At 43.8% G+C, this 17047-nt stretch carries 15 protein-coding genes; 8 read left to right on the forward strand and 7 right to left on the reverse strand.

Translation table 11 applies throughout. The annotated features are described in order from the left end of the window. Positions 1-12 precede the first annotated feature (12 nt). The 7 genes from PGR74_RS00550 to nadB all read right to left on the reverse strand — a co-directional run bounded on the left by PGR74_RS00550 (position 13) and on the right by nadB (position 8724). Complete coding sequence (locus tag PGR74_RS00550) at positions 13-696, reverse strand: hypothetical protein (protein WP_110688362.1); 684 nt, start codon at positions 694-696, stop codon at positions 13-15. A gap of 89 nt (positions 697-785) precedes the next feature. After that, positions 786-1121, reverse strand: a complete 336-nt coding sequence (locus PGR74_RS00555; protein ID WP_041503923.1) for a carboxypeptidase-like regulatory domain-containing protein — start codon at positions 1119-1121, stop codon at positions 786-788. A gap of 591 nt (positions 1122-1712) precedes the next feature. Next, positions 1713-2234 (reverse strand): NUDIX hydrolase, encoded by a 522-nt coding sequence (locus PGR74_RS00560; protein WP_041504093.1) that lies wholly within the window; start codon positions 2232-2234, stop codon positions 1713-1715. A 583-nt stretch (positions 2235-2817) separates the two neighbouring features. Beyond that, positions 2818-5268 (reverse strand): phenylalanine--tRNA ligase subunit beta, encoded by a 2451-nt coding sequence (pheT, locus tag PGR74_RS00565; protein WP_110688363.1) that lies wholly within the window; start codon positions 5266-5268, stop codon positions 2818-2820. A gap of 67 nt (positions 5269-5335) precedes the next feature. Continuing rightward, positions 5336-6262, reverse strand: a complete 927-nt coding sequence (gene nadA, locus PGR74_RS00570) for a quinolinate synthase NadA (RefSeq protein ID WP_041503921.1) — start codon at positions 6260-6262, stop codon at positions 5336-5338. Positions 6263-6295: 33 nt separating this feature from the next. After that, a complete protein-coding gene (gene nadC, locus PGR74_RS00575) occupies positions 6296-7141 on the reverse strand; it encodes a carboxylating nicotinate-nucleotide diphosphorylase (protein ID WP_041503920.1) in 846 nt (281 codons plus the stop codon). Positions 7142-7149: 8 nt separating this feature from the next. Next, positions 7150-8724, reverse strand: a complete 1575-nt coding sequence (nadB, locus tag PGR74_RS00580) for an L-aspartate oxidase (RefSeq protein ID WP_041503919.1) — start codon at positions 8722-8724, stop codon at positions 7150-7152. Positions 8725-9086: 362 nt separating this feature from the next. Between nadB and PGR74_RS00585 the strand changes: the two genes are divergently transcribed. From PGR74_RS00585 to aroA, 8 genes are all read left to right on the forward strand, one after another. Then, positions 9087-10283: an OmpA family protein gene (locus PGR74_RS00585; RefSeq protein ID WP_041503918.1), complete on the forward strand. Its 1197-nt coding sequence runs from the start codon at positions 9087-9089 to the stop codon at positions 10281-10283. Between the two features lie 189 nt (positions 10284-10472). Next, entirely contained in the window at positions 10473-11021 is a 549-nt protein-coding gene (locus PGR74_RS00590; protein ID WP_041503917.1) for an FKBP-type peptidyl-prolyl cis-trans isomerase, read from the forward strand. Positions 11022-11103: 82 nt separating this feature from the next. Beyond that, a complete protein-coding gene (aroC, locus tag PGR74_RS00595; protein ID WP_041503916.1) occupies positions 11104-12192 on the forward strand; it encodes a chorismate synthase in 1089 nt (362 codons plus the stop codon). A gap of 56 nt (positions 12193-12248) precedes the next feature. Then, positions 12249-12536 (forward strand): hypothetical protein, encoded by a 288-nt coding sequence (locus tag PGR74_RS00600; RefSeq protein ID WP_041503915.1) that lies wholly within the window; start codon positions 12249-12251, stop codon positions 12534-12536. A gap of 86 nt (positions 12537-12622) precedes the next feature. Then, a complete protein-coding gene (locus PGR74_RS00605; protein WP_041503914.1) occupies positions 12623-13333 on the forward strand; it encodes a M48 family metallopeptidase in 711 nt (236 codons plus the stop codon). A 6-nt stretch (positions 13334-13339) separates the two neighbouring features. Next, positions 13340-14359, forward strand: coding sequence for a 3-dehydroquinate synthase (aroB, locus tag PGR74_RS00610; protein WP_041503913.1), 1020 nt, complete (start codon positions 13340-13342; stop codon positions 14357-14359). A 4-nt stretch (positions 14360-14363) separates the two neighbouring features. Next, on the forward strand, positions 14364-15656 hold the full coding sequence (locus PGR74_RS00615; RefSeq protein ID WP_041503912.1) for a shikimate kinase: 1293 nt from the start codon (positions 14364-14366) through the stop codon (positions 15654-15656). Further along, entirely contained in the window at positions 15631-16884 is a 1254-nt protein-coding gene (gene aroA, locus PGR74_RS00620; RefSeq protein WP_041503911.1) for a 3-phosphoshikimate 1-carboxyvinyltransferase, read from the forward strand. Before PGR74_RS00615 ends, aroA begins: the two co-directional genes overlap by 26 nt. Positions 16885-17047: the final 163 nt, after the last annotated feature.

Raw genomic sequence — 17047 nt, forward strand, 5'->3', positions numbered from 1 at the left:
TTTGCGGCAGGGTTAATTTGATCTTTTCCTTTTTCTTAACTTGTAGATTTCATATTCATAGTTTCCCGAATTTCCGTTAATTATAATATTGCGGATATATGCTCCGTTGTAATATAACTCGTATTCCCACTCTTCTTTTCCGGGTTTAATATTGATTTCAGGCATTTGGGAAAGTATCGCTATCGTGTTTGAGGAGGTATCGAATTTTCCCGGTTTCCGGTAGGTGTCCATCTTAAAAGCCGTGATTTTATTGTTTATGGAGATTTCTATTTTGTTGTTTAATGTGTTGATATAGTTTACAGTGTCTCCCTCTTTCGTCATATAGATTTGAAATATGCCTAACAACGGTTGGGAACTATCGGTATACAGTTTTTTGTAGAAATTATATTTTGCGGGTTTGTAACCCGGGTGTTTGACTTCGATAACCATGCTGTCGGGAATATAATCGATGTCATACTTGCTATTGTATTTGTCGAATTTGCATTTGTGTTTTTCTCCGTCAATGGTTAACCATACTTCGGTTGCGGGTGAGTGCAATCGTTTGTCTGATGTGCGTTGGGCATCCGTAACGGTAACGGCTATTCTGCGGATCGTAACGGGAATATTGTAGTTTGGTCCTGCCTTCAAGACAATCAGCTGTGCCGAGATATTTGCGGTAGCCAACCAGAACATCAGCAAGAATAGTATCTTTTTCATACTTTCGATATCTTTGGATTAAACAAGGGTTCGACGAAAAAGAATGACGTTTTGTTTTGTCAGAAGATTTCGTCGAACACTTCTCGTTTTTATACTTGATTTAATATGACGACTATGACGTTGTCATTTTCATTGGCAGTTACGGTAAAACCCGTGGTCGCCTTGTGATATCCCTCTTTTTCTACTTCAATGGATACATTTGCTCCTATCCTCATCTCTTCCATAACTTCTCCGCTGGTGTCACTTGTATGAAGGATATCATTTATCCATACGGTGGCACCTTCAATTGGGTTCGATTGGTTATCGACAACAAGGACTGTTATCATTACCGATTTAGCTCTTTCTATTGATTTTTCTGACGAAGTGAAAGACATACCTGTAAACAGAATTGTTACAAGAACCAAGTTTTTCAGAAATTTTCTCATAAATTGATTTTTTAGGTTTAGTAAATATTGATTTATTTGGGACTTGAATGATTGTACTCTTCATTTTCTATCTATTAAAAGATGAAACGCCTGGCATACGCCTGTTTATGGCGGATCGAATTTTATATTATCTGTGCTGTCTTTTGTTGTTTTAAACAATTTAATGTGTATAAATTTTACTAATACAAAATATTATGTAAATATGGTGTTATTTTTTTGAATTTAATAATAATGAAAGTTAATTTATATTTATATAATATAAATATTAGATGAATATATTATTTGTTATAGAGATTTTTCAAGGGAATGACCGTATGACAAAACGGAAGTGTTTATTTTTTATTCATGTTATATTCTGTAAGGTTTTTACGATTATTCGACTTTTACCCATTTTACTGCGTTTGCGTACATGTATTGATAGCGATCGGGACCTTGTCCGGACAAGGTGATTTTTGCCTTTTCGGCACGAAACTGATATGTTTCGAGCGATACCCAACCGTGTTCAGCCTCCAACAAGGCGACTTCAACTTCTTTTTCTCCTTTGGTATGGGTAAAGCGGTATCTTTGTGTCCTGGCTACTGATTCTCAGGATTATGCCGGACAGTTCTTTAGCATTCGGGAATATTCGTGAATAAAGTTCGGCGTGAAAATGTTGTTTTGCAGGTTGTTTTCTATCTCTTGACGGCTCCAATAACGGCCCTCTTCTACTTCATCGTTATGGATGTCGATCGGGTCATGTGAGGTGGAAAGAAAGGAGAAAACCAATTCTCGTTCTTGTAGGGATTCCCACACGTAGGAACCTAAAAATCTTGCTTTGAACTGGCGAATTCCCAACTCTTCGAATGTTTCCCGTTTTAGAGCCTCTTCTATTTTTTCGCCGAATCCCACGTGGCCTCCTACGGCCGAATCCCACATCCCCGGGAGAAGGTCTTTTTTCCGGCTCCGTTTTTGCAAAAAGAGGTCTCCTTTCGAATTGATCAGATGAAGGTGAACGACAGGATGGAGTAATTTGGAACCGGAATGGCAGCTGCGCCTAGTGGCTTTGCCGGTTACCTCCCCTTTTTCATTTACCACGGGTAGCCACTCTTCGTAACGGGCCGCTTTGGCAAGTATTCTGTTTTTGACAAACAGGGTAATGAAAAACAATCCGATCAACAGGTACAATAACGGGCCGTTAATGAATGAATAGACTGATTCGGAGACTGTAAAGGCTGAGACAAATACAATTGAAGTGTGTATTCCTAATAGATAAAACAGGAATTTGATCATGCGGCGCATGGCATCTTGTTGTTCCGGGGTAATTTGTACGGAACGTCTATAGGGGGCTGGTAGGGTGTGCGTGAGATCGGCCTTGGAAAAGGCAAATATACCCAATAAAAGGGTTAGGGCTACCTCGACAATGGCCGGTTGCAACTTTTCTAAGGAACTTCCTTCAGAGAGTACGGACAAAATTCCCAATACTATGAATAGAACGGTATTCCACAGAATAGGTTTGTCAACCCTTTTGTCCTTCAATAAAGCATACAAAAATTCGCCTCCTCCCAATACGATGGCCGCGAGCAATCCGATCTTAGGGCCGAAGAATTCGTCTGCAATAAAATAAGCGACGATTAAAAGAAAGGAGGGAAGCAATGATTTGTATGTAGCCATGATCAAATAATTGAAAAAAACGGCAGGGATTTCCCTGCCGTGTAGGTTATCGAATCTCAGCGTTAAACTGATGTTTGTAGGCACCGATCAATTTGTTCATGATTTTATCAATCTGTTTATCCGTGAGCGTTTTCTCTTCGTCTAATAAAGTGAAGCTGACAGCGTATGATTTTTTGCCGTTTCCTAATTTTTCACCCTCGTATACATCGAAGAGCGTGACTGATTTCAGTAAAGATTTCTCTGTCCGTAAAGCCAACTCTTTAACCTCTTTAAAACTGACCTGTTTATCCAATAACAAGGCCAAGTCGCGTTTCACCGATGGAAATTTAGGCATGGGGACGAAGGTGATCTTATGGTTTTTCAGGGCTTTTAAAATATTTTCCCACGAGAATTCGGCATAATAGACCTCCTGGTTTACATCGGTTTTTTTCAGAGGCAGTTTGCTAAGTATTCCCATGGAGACGATAGGTTTGTCTCCCATCTTGTAAATCAATCCCTCTTTGAAGATATCTTTGTCGGTCTCTTCCGTTTTCAGGTGATCCGGGTGGATCCCCAATCGATTCAGGATCATTTCGCAATACCCTTTCAGATAGAAAAAGTCCGTTTTTGTCTCTTTGGCGTTCCAATTCAGGTTATTTTTATTACCGGTAATAAACAAAGCCAACAGGTCTTCTTCTTTGTATTGTTTCAAAGGATTGTCGATCCCCTCTTTTTTATGGAAGGTGTATGACTTGCCGAATTCGAATAATTTCAGATTGTTGTTTTTGCGGTTGATGTTGTAGCTTATGTTTTCCAGTCCGCCGAAAAGTAAAGTCTGACGCATCGCGTTCAGGTCTGAGCTGAGCGGATTGTACAGCATGACGGTGTGTTCCGGTTGATAAGTTTCCGTTTCTTCGAAATAGCTCGCCTTAGTCAGGGAGTTATTCATCACCTCGTTGAATCCGTTGGCTGCCAATAGATCGGATATCAGATTTTTTAACCGGAAATCGTCCGGTTTTTCCGAATAGCTGAGCGTGGAATTTACCTTTGCGGGAACTTCCACGTTATTGAACCCGTAAATCCTCAGGATATCTTCGATGACGTCGGCTTCTCTTCTCACGTCTACCCGGTAAGGAGGAACATTTAACAACACTCCTTCTTCCTCTTCTTTTACGATTTTGATTTCTAATGCCCGCAATATCTTTTTTATTTTTTCATGTTCGATCTTTTTACCGATCAAACGGTCTACGTGGGCATATTTTATGCTTACCTCGAAATCTTTTACCGGTTCGGGATAAATATCGATGATCTCGGAGGTGATTTCCCCTCCGGCTACCTCTTTGATCAGTAAGGCGGCTAATTTTAAAGCATAAATCACGATGTTGGGATCTGTTCCTCTCTCGTACCGGAAAGAGGCATCCGTATTCAAACCGTGACGACGGGCTGTTTTACGAACGAAAACAGGATCAAAACAGGCGCTTTCCAAGAATACACCGGTAGTAGATTCCGAAATACCGCTTTCCAAACCACCGAAAACTCCGGCGATGCACATGGGCTCTTCCCGGTTACAGATCATCAGGTCGTCTTCATGCAACTCTCTTTCCACTCCGTCTAACGTGATGAATTTAGTGCCTTTCGCAACGCTTTTGACAATGACCTCGTCTCCTTTGATTTTAGCCTTGTCGAAAGAGTGAAGTGGTTGTCCCAAACCGAAGAGAATGTAGTTGGTGACGTCTACGATGTTATTGATCGGATGTAAGCCGATCGCCTTCATCCTGTTCTGTAACCACTCCGGAGAGGGCTTTACCGTTACCCCTTCTATGCAAATTCCCGCGTAACGCCGGCAAGCTTCAGGGCGTTCAAGACGTATTGAAATAGAAGAATCCGTACGGTCTGCCTTAAAGGCATCTACGGAGGGCAAGGTGTAACGGATCTCTTCCGTTTGTTGCAGGTAGGCTGCCAGGTCGCGGGCGACTCCAAGGTGGGAAGCTCCGTCAATTCGGTTGGGCGTAATGTCTATTTCTATCGTGGTATCGCGGTAAATATTAAAATAGTCGGCGGCAGGTATGCCTACGGGAGTATCTTCCGGAAGGACCATAATACCTGCGTGATCCGTGCCGACGCCGATTTCATCTTCGGCGCATATCATACCGTTGGAAGAGATCCCTCTGATTTTTGATTTCTTTATGACAAACTCTTCGTCATCCTTGTACAGGGTTGTACCGACGGTTGCAACGACCACTTTCTGGCCGGCCGCCACGTTTGGGGCCCCGCATACGATTTGTTCCGGTTCTCCATGTCCGAGATCGACCGTGGTCACGTGAAGATGGTCAGAATCCGGATGCGCCTCACACGTCAGTACGTGTCCCACGACTAATCCTTTCAAACCTCCTTTTATCGCTTCGAATTCTTCGTAGCCTCCTACTTCCAGGCCGATACTTGTCAGAATCTTACAAATCTCCTCCGTGTTGCGGTTGATTTTCAAATAGTCTTTCAACCAGTTCAGTGATATATTCATGTTGCCATTTTGTGTTTAAGTTATTAAATGCTTGAGTGATCGTATCGGGATCACGAACTCTTTTGCGTTATCCAATCTCCAGCATGCGCTGGATGGGTAACCAGGCTTTTTCCCTTAACTCATCCGGGACCCGTACCTCGAACTGCTCTTTTTCCAATGCTTCCCAAACGCTTTCTAAAGTCACTTTCTTCATTTGTCCGCAAATGGTTTTGGGATGGATCGGGATAAATTCTTTCGTCGGATTATCTTGTTGTAACTTGTGTATGGTTTCCAATTCGGTAGCGATGATGAATTGCTGTTTGGGCGATTCTTTTGCGTGCTTGATAATACCTGCCGTGGAGTACATGTATGCCCGCGGATGGTCCAGAATACGATCGTCGGCCGAGCAGGAAGATTCCGGATGAATCAATACGTCGGCTTCCGGGTATTGTTCTAATTTTTCCAATACCATATCCGCGTCTATCTTATCGTGGACACAGCAGTCTCCGTTCCAGATTTCCATCTCTCTTCCGGTTACTTTTTGAATGTAAGCTCCTAAATTTTTGTCCGGGACGAAAAGAATCTTTTTATCTTTTGGGAGGCTTTGCACGACTTTTAACGCGTTGGATGAAGTACAGCAATAATCCGTATAGGCTTTTACCTCTGCCGTCGTGTTCACGTAACTGACTACCAAGCCGTCGGGATTTGCCTTTTTCCATTGTAGAAGGTCATAACCTGTCACGCTTTCAGCCAAAGAACATCCTGCTCCTTTGGCAGGAATTAATACCTTTTTATCCGGCGAGATGATAGAGGCTGTTTCTGCCATAAAGTGAACTCCGCAGAAAACAATAAGGTCGGCGTCCGTATTCCCTGCCATGCGGGATAAGCCGAGGGAGTCTCCCAGATAATCGGCAATATCCTGAACTTCGGGCCGGGTATAGTAATGTGCCAGAATAATAGCGTTTTTTTCTGCTTTTAGCTGCTTTATTTTGTCGATGATCTCTGTCGTTGTCATAATTTTTCCTTTTGAGAATCAAAGATAATGAAATTATTTTTGATCGCCGATGATATTCATGCTGATATCCAAAGCCGTTACCGAATGGGTCAGGGCTCCGACACTGATATAATCCACACCTGTCGCAGCCACCTCTTTCAACCGGGGAATGCTCATGTTTCCGGAGGCCTCCGTTTTGGCTCTTCCGGCAATCATTTTTACGGCTTTGGCCATCATCTCGTTGCTCATATTATCGAGCATGATGAGATCGACTTCGCAATCGATGGCCTGTTGTACTTCCTCTAAGTTGGTCGTTTCCACTTCCAATTTGACACTTAGCGGTAGATTGGCTCGCACCTGTTTTACGGCGTTGGGGATTCCTCCCGCTACTTTGATGTGATTGTCCTTCAACATGATCATATCGTAAAGCCCCATCCGGTGATTGGTTCCGCCACCTTGATGAACGGCCATTTTATCCAATAGTCTTAATCCGGGAGCCGTCTTTCGGGTATCTAATAATTGGGTGTGCGTTCCGGATAACTCCTTCATGTATCGTGCTGTTGCGGTGGCGATTCCGGACATCCGTTGCAGGATATTCAAAGAGAGACGTTCTCCGCATAGCAGGGTGCGATAACTGGCTTTAATGCGCAGGATGATGTCTCCTTTTTTCACGGGGGTGCCGTCGCTTACCAACGGCTTCCAAACGATATCTTTTTCAAATCGTTCGAATACCCTTCGGGCTATCTCCAACCCGGAAACGATTCCGTCTGCTTTTGCCTTCATTTCGGCAGTAGCCTTGGAGTGACTCGGAATAATGGCATTGGTCGTGATATCTCCCGTGGAGATGTCTTCTTCGATGGCGAGATCGATTAATCGTTCAATGAGGCTATCGTTTTGCATATGTTTAGTTATTTCATGTTTAAGTTTACGGGAGATTTTTTAATCTCGCGATTCAATTGTTGAATGATGTGACACGCGTAGGTGTGGTCGTTCTGAGCGGGATAGTCTGCCCTGAAGTGACCTCCGCGGCTCTCTTTGCGGTATAAAGCCGATTGTATGATCAATTTGGCAACATAGATCAGATTCTTACTCACTGTCGAATAGTATTCGTTCTTTTCGAAAGTTTGCGCCGACAGCCATTCGTTTAAATCGTCGAGTCCTTGTCGTAATCCTGATTCGGTCCGGATAATACCTGCATTTCGGGTCATGATGTCGGCGATCTTGTTTTTCAGTTCCAGGTAAGCATTCTGCTTTTCCGGCAATAATTTAAAATGAGAAGTGATGACCGGGAAGGGGTGTACTCTTTTGTTCATTATCGAATCTTCCACGGCCCGTTTGCCGAATACGAGGCATTCGATCAGGGAGTTGGAAGCCAATCTGTTTGCTCCCATGATTCCCGATGAAGCTAATTCTCCGCAGCAGTAGAGATGGGGGATATTCGTACGTCCCGCCACGTCCGTCCTTACTCCTCCGACCGTGTAATGGGCTGCCGGAGCTACGGGTATGCGATCGGTCATGTCTATCCCCAATTCGGTACACTTTTCGAATATGTTCGGAAAACGTCTTTTTATTTTTTGAGGATCTAAATGTTTCAAAGACAGGTACACGAATTCCTGATGATGCTTCTGCATCTGCTCGAATATGGATTGGGCCACGATATCTCGGGGAGCCAGTTCGGCCAATTCATGTTTACCCACCATAAATCTTTCTCCTTGTTGATTGAGCAAATGGGCTCCCTCGCCGCGGACGGCTTCACTTACGAGGTAAGCTTCTCCCGTGGGCGTATATATGGCAGAGGGGTGAAATTGAATGAACTCCATGTCGGCAATTTCACATCCGGCGAAATAGGCGAGAGCCAACCCGTCTCCGATCGTCGAGTGGGGATTGGTGGTACGCTTGTAGATGGCAGAGGCTCCTCCGGAGGTTAAAAAGATATTGTCTCCGGTAAAGATTTCCTCCCGGTTCGCGTTGAAATCCCAACAACGTACTCCATAGCATCCGTGTTCATCTATCAGTAAATCGATTGCGGCATGATTGTCGAAAACGGTTACGTTCTGACAATGCTCTACTTTGTCGATGACGAAATTCGTGATCATTTTTCCCGTGGCATCTCCTCCCGCGTGTAAAATCCGTTTTTGGTGATGTCCTCCTTCCAAGCCGAGAGCCAAGGTTCCGTTCTCCGTATCGAAATGCATCCCCTCGTCGATAAGTTCCTGTATTCTCCGGGGGCCTTCGTTTACCAGAATATTAACGGCGGGATAGTCACAAAGTCCTCTTCCGGCTGTAATCGTATCCTGAAAATGAAAAGACGGGGCGTCGTGTTCGTCTGTTACGGCAGCGATTCCCCCTTGTGCGAAGTATGAATTACTTTCTCTTATATTGGATTTAGTCAATAAGGCTACTTTCCCGTAAAGAGAGGCCCGATAAGCCGTATACAAACCCGCTAAACCACTTCCGACAATGATATAATCGTAACTACACATTTTGATTCATGTAAATTGATGCGAAAGTATTAAATTATTTTGTGTGTAACAAATTAAAATGAGAGCATATTGAAGGAATATCTCTTATTTATTTCAGCGGGCGAAATTAGGAACATGATTTATGGAAGAGTGAAGAGTTTTATCGTTTGGATTAATTCGTGAAATCTTCGGGGTTACTTGTGTTAAAATATGTTTCCTGTTGGGTAATATTAATTAAATTAATTTAAAAACAAGACAAAAAAGTGTTTCTGACACTTCGGTATGTAACATTTAGAGGGTGAAGTTTCGTATTTTTGTTGTTCGAAAGAATGACGGCAGTCAGACTTTGAAAAAATACAAGTTACTAAAATAAATGAAAGAAGATGAAAAAGACTCTATTTATGCTATTGGTTGCAGTTATGCCTTTGATCGCAACTGCACAGGAAGAAGAAGTGAAAGTAAAAGTGAAGGAGAAAGAACAAGCCCCTTCATGGAGTGGATTTGTAACAAATCGGTTCTGGGATAATTGGTTTATCTCTATAAGTGCCGGTGGGCAGGTTTATTTCGGGGAATTTGATTCCAAAGAGGATTTCGGAAGACGGATTACGCCGACTTTTGATTTTTCAATCGGAAAATGGATTGTTCCCACTTTGGGAGCCCGTGTACAAGCCGGAGGATTTACATTGAGAGGATTGACGAATGACCCGAATAATATTTACGCGAAGGGAGTTTCCAATAAAGGCGAAGGACTTTACAAACAAAAGTGGCAGCAGTTCAATATTCATGTGGATGGGTTGTTAAATCTATCTAACTGGATAGGAGGCTATCGTACCGATCGTTTTTATGAGGCCATACCTTTTGCTGGATTCGGTATGATACATGGTTGTAAGTCGGATGGAACGACCGATTTTATGTTTGTTGGCGGTTTGATCAATAAATTCCGTTTATCGGATGCTTTTGATTTCAACGTGGAGATTAAAGGTTCTTTGGTTCCTCAGAAGTTCGACGGTGAGGTCGGCGGTAGCCGGGGAGAAGGAATCCTTGGCGTTTCTGCCGGGTTTACCTATAAGTTTAATCAACGGAAATTCAGAAGAGAGAAAAAGGCTGAAATCATCTCTACCGGAATCTCTCCGGCCGATTTAGCAGCCGTGGAAGCTTTGTTGGCAGAACAGACCGCACGTGCGCAACAGTTGCAGGATGCTTTAGCTCAGGAACGTGCAAAAGCAAGACAGGAAGCCGTACAGGTTGCGAAAGAGAGTAAAGCCGCTCCTTTGGCTATTTTCTTTAAAATCAATAAGGCCAATATTACGGCTAAAGAGATGATCAATTTGAAATATTACGCGGAAATTATCAAAGAAAATCCGAATAAGAAATATAAAGTAACGGGTTATGCGGATAAGGCAACCGGAACGCCTGCTTACAACCAGAAGTTAAGTGAAAAGAGAGCCCGTAATGTAGCCGATGCTTTGATTAAGAAGTTCGGAGTGAATCCGAATCAGTTGGAAGTAATCGGTATGGGTGGCGTTGACGGCTTGTACAATGGCGATATCCAATTGAATCGTGTCGCTATTGTCGAATAACACGATTCGTCGGCCACGACTTTGGACAACGTGAAATATCCGGAAAACATTTGAATACATGGCTTCTATAAATGCTTGTACTGAATGTTTTCCGGATATTTATTATTTTGTAGGATATTAAACGGAATATATATTGTTCTTCAGGTAAAAAATCCTACTTTTGCGAATGAATAATTAAAAAACTATGAGATGATTACAAAAAATAAATTTGTGAGCGTAAGCTATGAGTTGAGAACAGAACCGAATGGGGAGATTTTGGAAATGGCTGATGCTGATACTCCATTGGAATTCATTTGTGGGCAAGGTCAAACGTTAGAATATTTCGAGATGAATCTCTTGGATTTGAATACGGGTAATTCTTTTGATTTCAAAATTCCGGTGGCGAATGCCTATGGTGAAGTGAATCAGGATATGATCGTAGACCTTCCTAAAAATATATTTGCAGAAGTTTCACCGGAGGAGTTGACTGTAGGGAATTCCTTACCTATGATGGATAGTTTGGGACGCCATTTGGAAGGTGTTATTGTCGGAGTGGATGACGAGAACGTGAAGATGGATTTTAATCATCCGTTAGCCGGAAAAGATCTCTATTTTAAAGGAAAGGTATTGGCCGTGAGGGATGCGACGGATGAAGAATTGGAAAAACTGCATTCTTCCAAGTGCGGGGGATGTCACGGATGCGGATCCGAGGGAGGATGCGACTCGGGACACTCTTGTAGTGACGGATGTTGTCATTGATCGTTTAGAAGATATCTGAAATGGAGGGAGAATTGGAAACGATTCTCTCTTTTTTTATATTTGAGACCTTAAAACAAATCGTATGGCTGGGAATACAATCGGTAAATTATACACGTTGACTTCCTTCGGGGAGTCTCACGGAAAAGCGATAGGCGGTGTGGTGGACGGATGTCCTGCCGGAGTGCGTCTGTCTGTCGAGGCAATACAACAAGAGTTGGATCGTCGTCGGCCCGGTCAATCGGACCTGACGACAGGACGGAACGAACGGGATCGGTTAGAGATCCTTTCGGGGATTTGGGAAGGGGTCACGACGGGGATGCCTATCGGCTTTTTAGTTCGTAACGAGGATCAGAGAAGTGAGGATTATGAGGTGTTAAGAGAGGTGTACCGGCCTTCTCACTCCGATTATACCTGGTTGAAAAAATATGGTGTACGGGATTACCGGGGAGGAGGAAGGGCTTCGGCCCGAGAGCATATAGCCCGGGTGGTCGGGGGTGCTATTGCCCGGCAAGTGCTGGCGTTACAGGGGATCTCCATACAGGGGTATACCTCTCGGATCGGTACGGTATGTGTGGAACAGAATTACCGGGAGTTGGATTTGAACCGGGTGATGGAGAGTGCGGTAGGGTGTCCCGATCCTGATGTGTCGGAAAAGATGATTCGGCAAATCCGGGAGGTGAAGCGGGTAAAAGACTCTGTCGGAGGTATCGTATCTTGCGTGGTACGCGGGGTGCCGGTGGGGGTGGGAGAACCGGTTTTCGATCGTTTGCAGGCTCGCTTGGCTTACTATATGTTGAGTATAAACGCGGCGAAAGGATTTGAATACGGAGAGGGATTTAGGGCTGCATCTTTCAGGGGAAGCGAGCATAATGATTTTTTCCGGGAGATAGACGGTGCGGTTCGTACGAAAACAAATCATGCGGGTGGTATTTTAGGGGGTGTTTCAAACGGAGAAGATATCTATTTTAACGTGGCTTTTAAGCCTGCGGCTACAATTGGAATGAGGCAAGACACGGTTAACACGCGGGGAGAAAATACGGTAATAGAGGCAAATGGAAGGCATGATCCTTGTGTAGTTCCCCGGGCGATTCCTGTGGTTGAAGCCATGGCTGCGATGGCGGTGCTGGATTTGATGTTGGAAGGCCATTTGTTGATTAATTTTGAAAAATAGTTTGTAAGAGACGGATTCGTTTCGTACTTTTGATTCAAATTTAAATACATATTGTTATGGCAAGTATAAGAAGATTAAAGAAAGATGTCGATTATTTGACTTTTGCAGTTATCGAAGATTGTATGAATTACAATGCCGTGACCGATGAACACGAGGCAGAAGTTGTTGATATAATACAATCGGTTATCGATTATCGGAATCAAATGAGAAATAAAATCAATACCCGGGAGAAATTTGCGGGTAAGAAAGAGAAGCACGCCTATTTTAAAGGGCTTGCTATCGATTTGTTGAAAACGGTAGACGGACATTTTACCCGTTTGAGTGAAACGATTCGAAAGGGGTAAGCAATAAAAAATACATAAACGTGGACGGTTCTCTATGGCGGATTCTCCGCGACAGAGAATCGTTTTCGTGTATATGAAGGGGGAGGATGAAAGATGAAATAGAGATACCCGGAATCGGAAAAGTCAAAGTGAGACGGGGTTTGCATATTAAGATTTTATCCATAAAGATGGCTCCGGGAAGAGGGGTGTGGGTTAATGTTCCTTATGGGGTGAGTGAAAGGATGGCCAAGGACTTTGTCGTATCCCAGCAAGAATGGATAAAAGAACAATTTTCGAGATTGAAAGTATATGAGAAGGATACGGGAGTCGGCTTAGGAATAAATACGGAGATAAGAACTAAGTTTCATATCTTGAAAGTACGTTCTTGTAGCGAAAGCGTGCCTTCTTACCGGATAGATGGCGATGAGATCCATCTATTTGTTCCGGTTCAGACACCTTATGAGCGGATTGCTCCTTATATCGAAAATTTTCTAATCGAAGTATATAGATTGGAAAGTCGTAGGTATTTGCCCGGCAGGGTACGGGAATTGGCCGATCGTTACGGTTTTAAATACGGTAAACTTTCGTTTCGGAACAATATTTCGAACTGGGGAAGCTGTTCTGGAGAAGACAATATCAGTCTTAATATCAAGTTGATGAAACTACCGGACGTGCTGATTGATTATGTTATTTTGCACGAGTTATGCCATACGATAGAGAAGAATCATTCGGACAGGTTTTGGGCGTTGGTAAAACGGGTCTGTCCTGATTATGGCGAATCGAGAAAACAATTACGAAAATACAATACTAGAATATAATTTAGTATGACAGATATAATATTCATACAGGACTCCCGAATCGTTATCGGAGAACAAATAGTACATTTACGAAAGTATTTACCTCCGGGGCAGAAGGTAATTGTGATTACTGAAGAGTCCGTTTATTCTATTTATCAAAATATTTTACGGGATTATGAAGTGATCCGGATTAGAGGGGGAGAGGTACATAAAAGCTGGGAGACTATAGATAGAATTACCGGAGAGTTGATACGTCTGGAAGCGGATCGAAATACCTTTATCGTGGGATTCGGTGGAGGAATTGTCTGTGATATTACCGGTTTTGTGGCCTCTATCTACATGAGAGGATGTCGTTTCGGTTTTGTGCCCACCACTTTGCTTGCACAGGTGGATGCGAGTGTGGGAGGAAAGAACGGGGTAAATTATCACGGTTATAAAAATATACTCGGTGTCTTTAACCAGCCTGAATTTGTTATCTGCGATCCGGAGGTTTTGGATACTTTGGACGATAGGGAATATGCGGCTGGTTTTTCAGAGATCGTAAAAGCTGCCATGATTGCCGATGCCGGATTATTTTGCTATATGGAAGAACATGTGAAACCGGCATGGAAAAAGGACCGGGCTTGTTTGGAAGTTTTGGTGAAGGCGGCGGTGAACATTAAGGCTTCGATTGTCGAACGAGATATGAAAGAAGGGGGTGTCCGTCGTCTGTTGAACTTAGGACATACTTTTGCACATGCTTTGGAGAAAAACGGTATTCCTCTTCACGGGGAGGCAGTCAGTATCGGATTGTGTATGGCGTCTCGGCTGTCTGTTTGTAAAGGGTATATGTCAGAAGAAGAAGCCGAGCGGGTGAGGCGTTTATTGGAACTTTTTCATTTGCCAATTCGAACTTCGATAGCGGTTTCTCAATTGCTGAATGCCATGCGTAAAGATAAAAAGAGGGATAAAGAGCATATCCATTTGATTCTGCCTATCGGGATAGGACAATGCAAGGAGGAGTTTGTCTCTTTTGCCGAATTGGAAAGTTTGATGGCTCAATTGTAGTACTATGTTTTATTTTGCTGTAACGGGAAGTCCTATTTTACACAGTAAAAGTCCGGAAGTATTTTATGCCGCTTTTGCTGGAAGAAGTGATTTGGCCTATTTCCGGATGGCGGCGGCTTCTGCCGGGGAGGCTATGCGGTTATTTCGGGAATTGGGATTGTCGGGAATGAATATAACCGCCCCTTTTAAAGCTGTAGAAAATTGGGGAGACGCCTCTCAAACGGAGACGGTAAGGATACTTCAGGCTGGAAATACTTTGTGGCGACAGGGTGAGGGATGTGTATTGGCAAATACGGATGTGGATGGAGTGGGCGGGGCTATTGAAGCTCAGGGTATGGATATTGCCGGAGAGAAGTGTTTGGTGATAGGTGCCGGAGGTGCCGGAAGGGCTGCTGCTTATGCTTTACGCGTAAAGGGTGGAGCCGTGGTTATAGCGAATCGAACCTTGGAGAAAGCGAAGGGGGTCGCAGAGATTGTGGGGTGCCGGTATTGCGGATTAGAGGAGTTATCCGGAGAAATGTCGGACGCAAAAATTATAGTGAACACTTTATACGCGGGAATAGAAGTGATAAAGGAGGAGTGGTTACAAGAGGGGCAGGTCGTGTTGGATGCCGTTTATCAGGGTTCTTATTTGAAAAATCTTTCGTTTAAAAGAGGGGTTACTTATATCGACGGACGTTCTTGGTTGTTGTATCAGGGAATTCCGGCCTATCGGCGTTTTGTCGGTACTGATCCGGATATTGACGGAATGAAAAAAGCGTTGGAAAGCAATAGAAAGAAACCCCTGCATATCTCTTTGGTCGGTTTTATGGGAGTAGGGAAAACAACGATAGCTCCTCTGATTTCCGGTCGATTGAATCTTCCTTATGTGGACGTGGACCAAGAGATAGAGAGGCGGAGCGGTTTGACGATACCATCATTAATAAAGCGATATGGGGAGATCCGTTTTAGAGAGATAGAATCCGAAGTGTTGATTGAATTGTTGAAAAGGGAGGAAGCTACTGTTATTTCTTGTGGCGGAGGAGCGGTGTCGTGTCCGGAGAACAGATTGCGTTTACGGGAACTCAGTTGGGTTATATGGCTTTACGCCCGGCCTGAAATTTGTGTCGGAAGGATTGAGGTCCCGACTCGCCCTTTGCTGGCCCGGTATGCTGATCCGGTAAGGGCGGCCGGTGAGTTGTTTGAATCCCGTAAGTCAGATTATGCGCAGGTTGCGGACCTGTTGATATCTACAAATGACCGGAATGTAGAAGAGGTAAGTGAGATTATATATGGAGAAATTAGTAAAGTGTATTGACGTAAACGGAGAGATAGCGGTGCCTGCTTCCAAGAGCATCGCGCAACGGGCAATTATTGCTGCCATGTTGGCCGAAGAGAGCACCTATCTCTGTGATGTTTCCTTGTGCGATGATACGAAGAGGGCCATTGACGTGGCGAAGACATGGGGTGCAGAGGTAAGGGAGATGGGGGCAGATTACCTGATTATCCCGGGAGCAGGAGGCAAGAGGGAGGGTGTATTGACTTTGTTTTGCGGGGAGTCCGGATTATTAACCCGAATGATTGTCCCTGTAGCTGCTTTATTGGACCGGGAGGTGGTAATCATGGGAAGCGGTTCTGTCTTGAAGCGGCCGATGCAGATGTTGGTTTCTCCTTTAAGGGAGTTGGGGGTAAATATACGCACTTGTGCGGGCGGATTACCGATTACTCTTTGCGGTCCTTTACGGGGAGGTGAATGTCGTTTGGACGGAAGCATAAGTTCCCAAATAATCACGGGATTTTTGATGGCGTTGCCTTTGGCGGAAAGAGACAGTATCTTATACGTGGAGAATTTGAAAAGCAAGCCCTATATCGATATGACTTTAAGTGTGCTTGAGGCTTTCGGGATAGAGATCGAACGGGAAGGTTACCGTTGTTTTAAGATACGGGGAAGGCAAGCATATCATTCCTGTATTTTTCCTGTGGAAGGGGATTGGAGTGGTGCTTCCTGTTTTTTGGTGGCTGGAGCTTTAGCCGGTAAGGTGAAGATTACCAATTTGAATATCAATTCGACACAGGCCGATCGTCAAATATTGGAGGTGTTGCGTCAGGTAGGAGCGGAGGTCCTCGTCGAACCCGGAGAAAAATGGGATAGCGTGACGGTTTCCCACAAAGAGTTGCGGCCTTTCGAATGCGAAGCCACGGATAGTCCGGATCTATTTCCTGCTTTAGTCGCCTTGGCTTCCGGATGTACGGGGACGAGTCGAATACGAGGGGCTCATCGATTGGTATACAAAGAGAGTAATCGTATCGAGAGTTTACAGGAAGAATTTGCCAAAATGGGCATTCGAATCGAAGTCGACGATGATACGATGTTGGTTACCGGAGGAGTAATCAAGGGGGGAGAAGTATCTTCCCGAAACGATCATCGCGTGGCTATGGCTTTGGCAACGGCAGCATTACGAAGTTCCGCACCTGTGATTATTGCCGAGGCAGAAGTCGTATCCAAATCTTATCCTACATTTTGGTCTGATTTTCTGAAATTGTAATATTTTGGATTAAAACATTGCTTTGCATTGTAAATGTTGTTATATTGCGTCTAATGTTTATCTATAGATTAGACGCAATGAAGATGTATCGTTTTTTTAAAGTGTTTTTTTGTTGCATTTTTATTCCTCGATGGTTGTGTTTTAAATGATGAGGTGGTAGATT

It is taken from the genome of Sanguibacteroides sp. AM78-02pH3A, from assembly GCF_027666085.1.
GTDB lineage: Bacteria > Bacteroidota > Bacteroidia > Bacteroidales > Marinifilaceae > Gabonibacter > Gabonibacter massiliensis.

What these genes read in the sequence shown, in the direction of transcription:
- nadB (WP_041503919.1), bottom strand. Translation starts at nt 8,724, where the DNA reads ATGTGTAGTTACGATTATATCATTGTCGGAAGTGGTTTAGCGGGTTTG.
- nadC (WP_041503920.1), bottom strand. Translation starts at nt 7,141, where the DNA reads ATGCAAAACGATAGCCTCATTGAACGATTAATCGATCTCGCCATCGAA.
- PGR74_RS00600 (WP_041503915.1), top strand. Translation starts at nt 12,249, where the DNA reads ATGGCAAGTATAAGAAGATTAAAGAAAGATGTCGATTATTTGACTTTT.
- aroB (WP_041503913.1), top strand. Translation starts at nt 13,340, where the DNA reads ATGACAGATATAATATTCATACAGGACTCCCGAATCGTTATCGGAGAA.
- PGR74_RS00605 (WP_041503914.1), top strand. Translation starts at nt 12,623, where the DNA reads ATGAAAGATGAAATAGAGATACCCGGAATCGGAAAAGTCAAAGTGAGA.
- PGR74_RS00585 (WP_041503918.1), top strand. Translation starts at nt 9,087, where the DNA reads ATGAAAAAGACTCTATTTATGCTATTGGTTGCAGTTATGCCTTTGATC.
- pheT (WP_110688363.1), bottom strand. Translation starts at nt 5,268, where the DNA reads ATGAATATATCACTGAACTGGTTGAAAGACTATTTGAAAATCAACCGC.
- PGR74_RS00590 (WP_041503917.1), top strand. Translation starts at nt 10,473, where the DNA reads ATGATTACAAAAAATAAATTTGTGAGCGTAAGCTATGAGTTGAGAACA.
- nadA (WP_041503921.1), bottom strand. Translation starts at nt 6,262, where the DNA reads ATGACAACGACAGAGATCATCGACAAAATAAAGCAGCTAAAAGCAGAA.
- aroA (WP_041503911.1), top strand. Translation starts at nt 15,631, where the DNA reads ATGGAGAAATTAGTAAAGTGTATTGACGTAAACGGAGAGATAGCGGTG.
- PGR74_RS00550 (WP_110688362.1), bottom strand. Translation starts at nt 696, where the DNA reads ATGAAAAAGATACTATTCTTGCTGATGTTCTGGTTGGCTACCGCAAAT.
- PGR74_RS00555 (WP_041503923.1), bottom strand. Translation starts at nt 1,121, where the DNA reads ATGAGAAAATTTCTGAAAAACTTGGTTCTTGTAACAATTCTGTTTACA.
- aroC (WP_041503916.1), top strand. Translation starts at nt 11,104, where the DNA reads ATGGCTGGGAATACAATCGGTAAATTATACACGTTGACTTCCTTCGGG.
- PGR74_RS00615 (WP_041503912.1), top strand. Translation starts at nt 14,364, where the DNA reads ATGTTTTATTTTGCTGTAACGGGAAGTCCTATTTTACACAGTAAAAGT.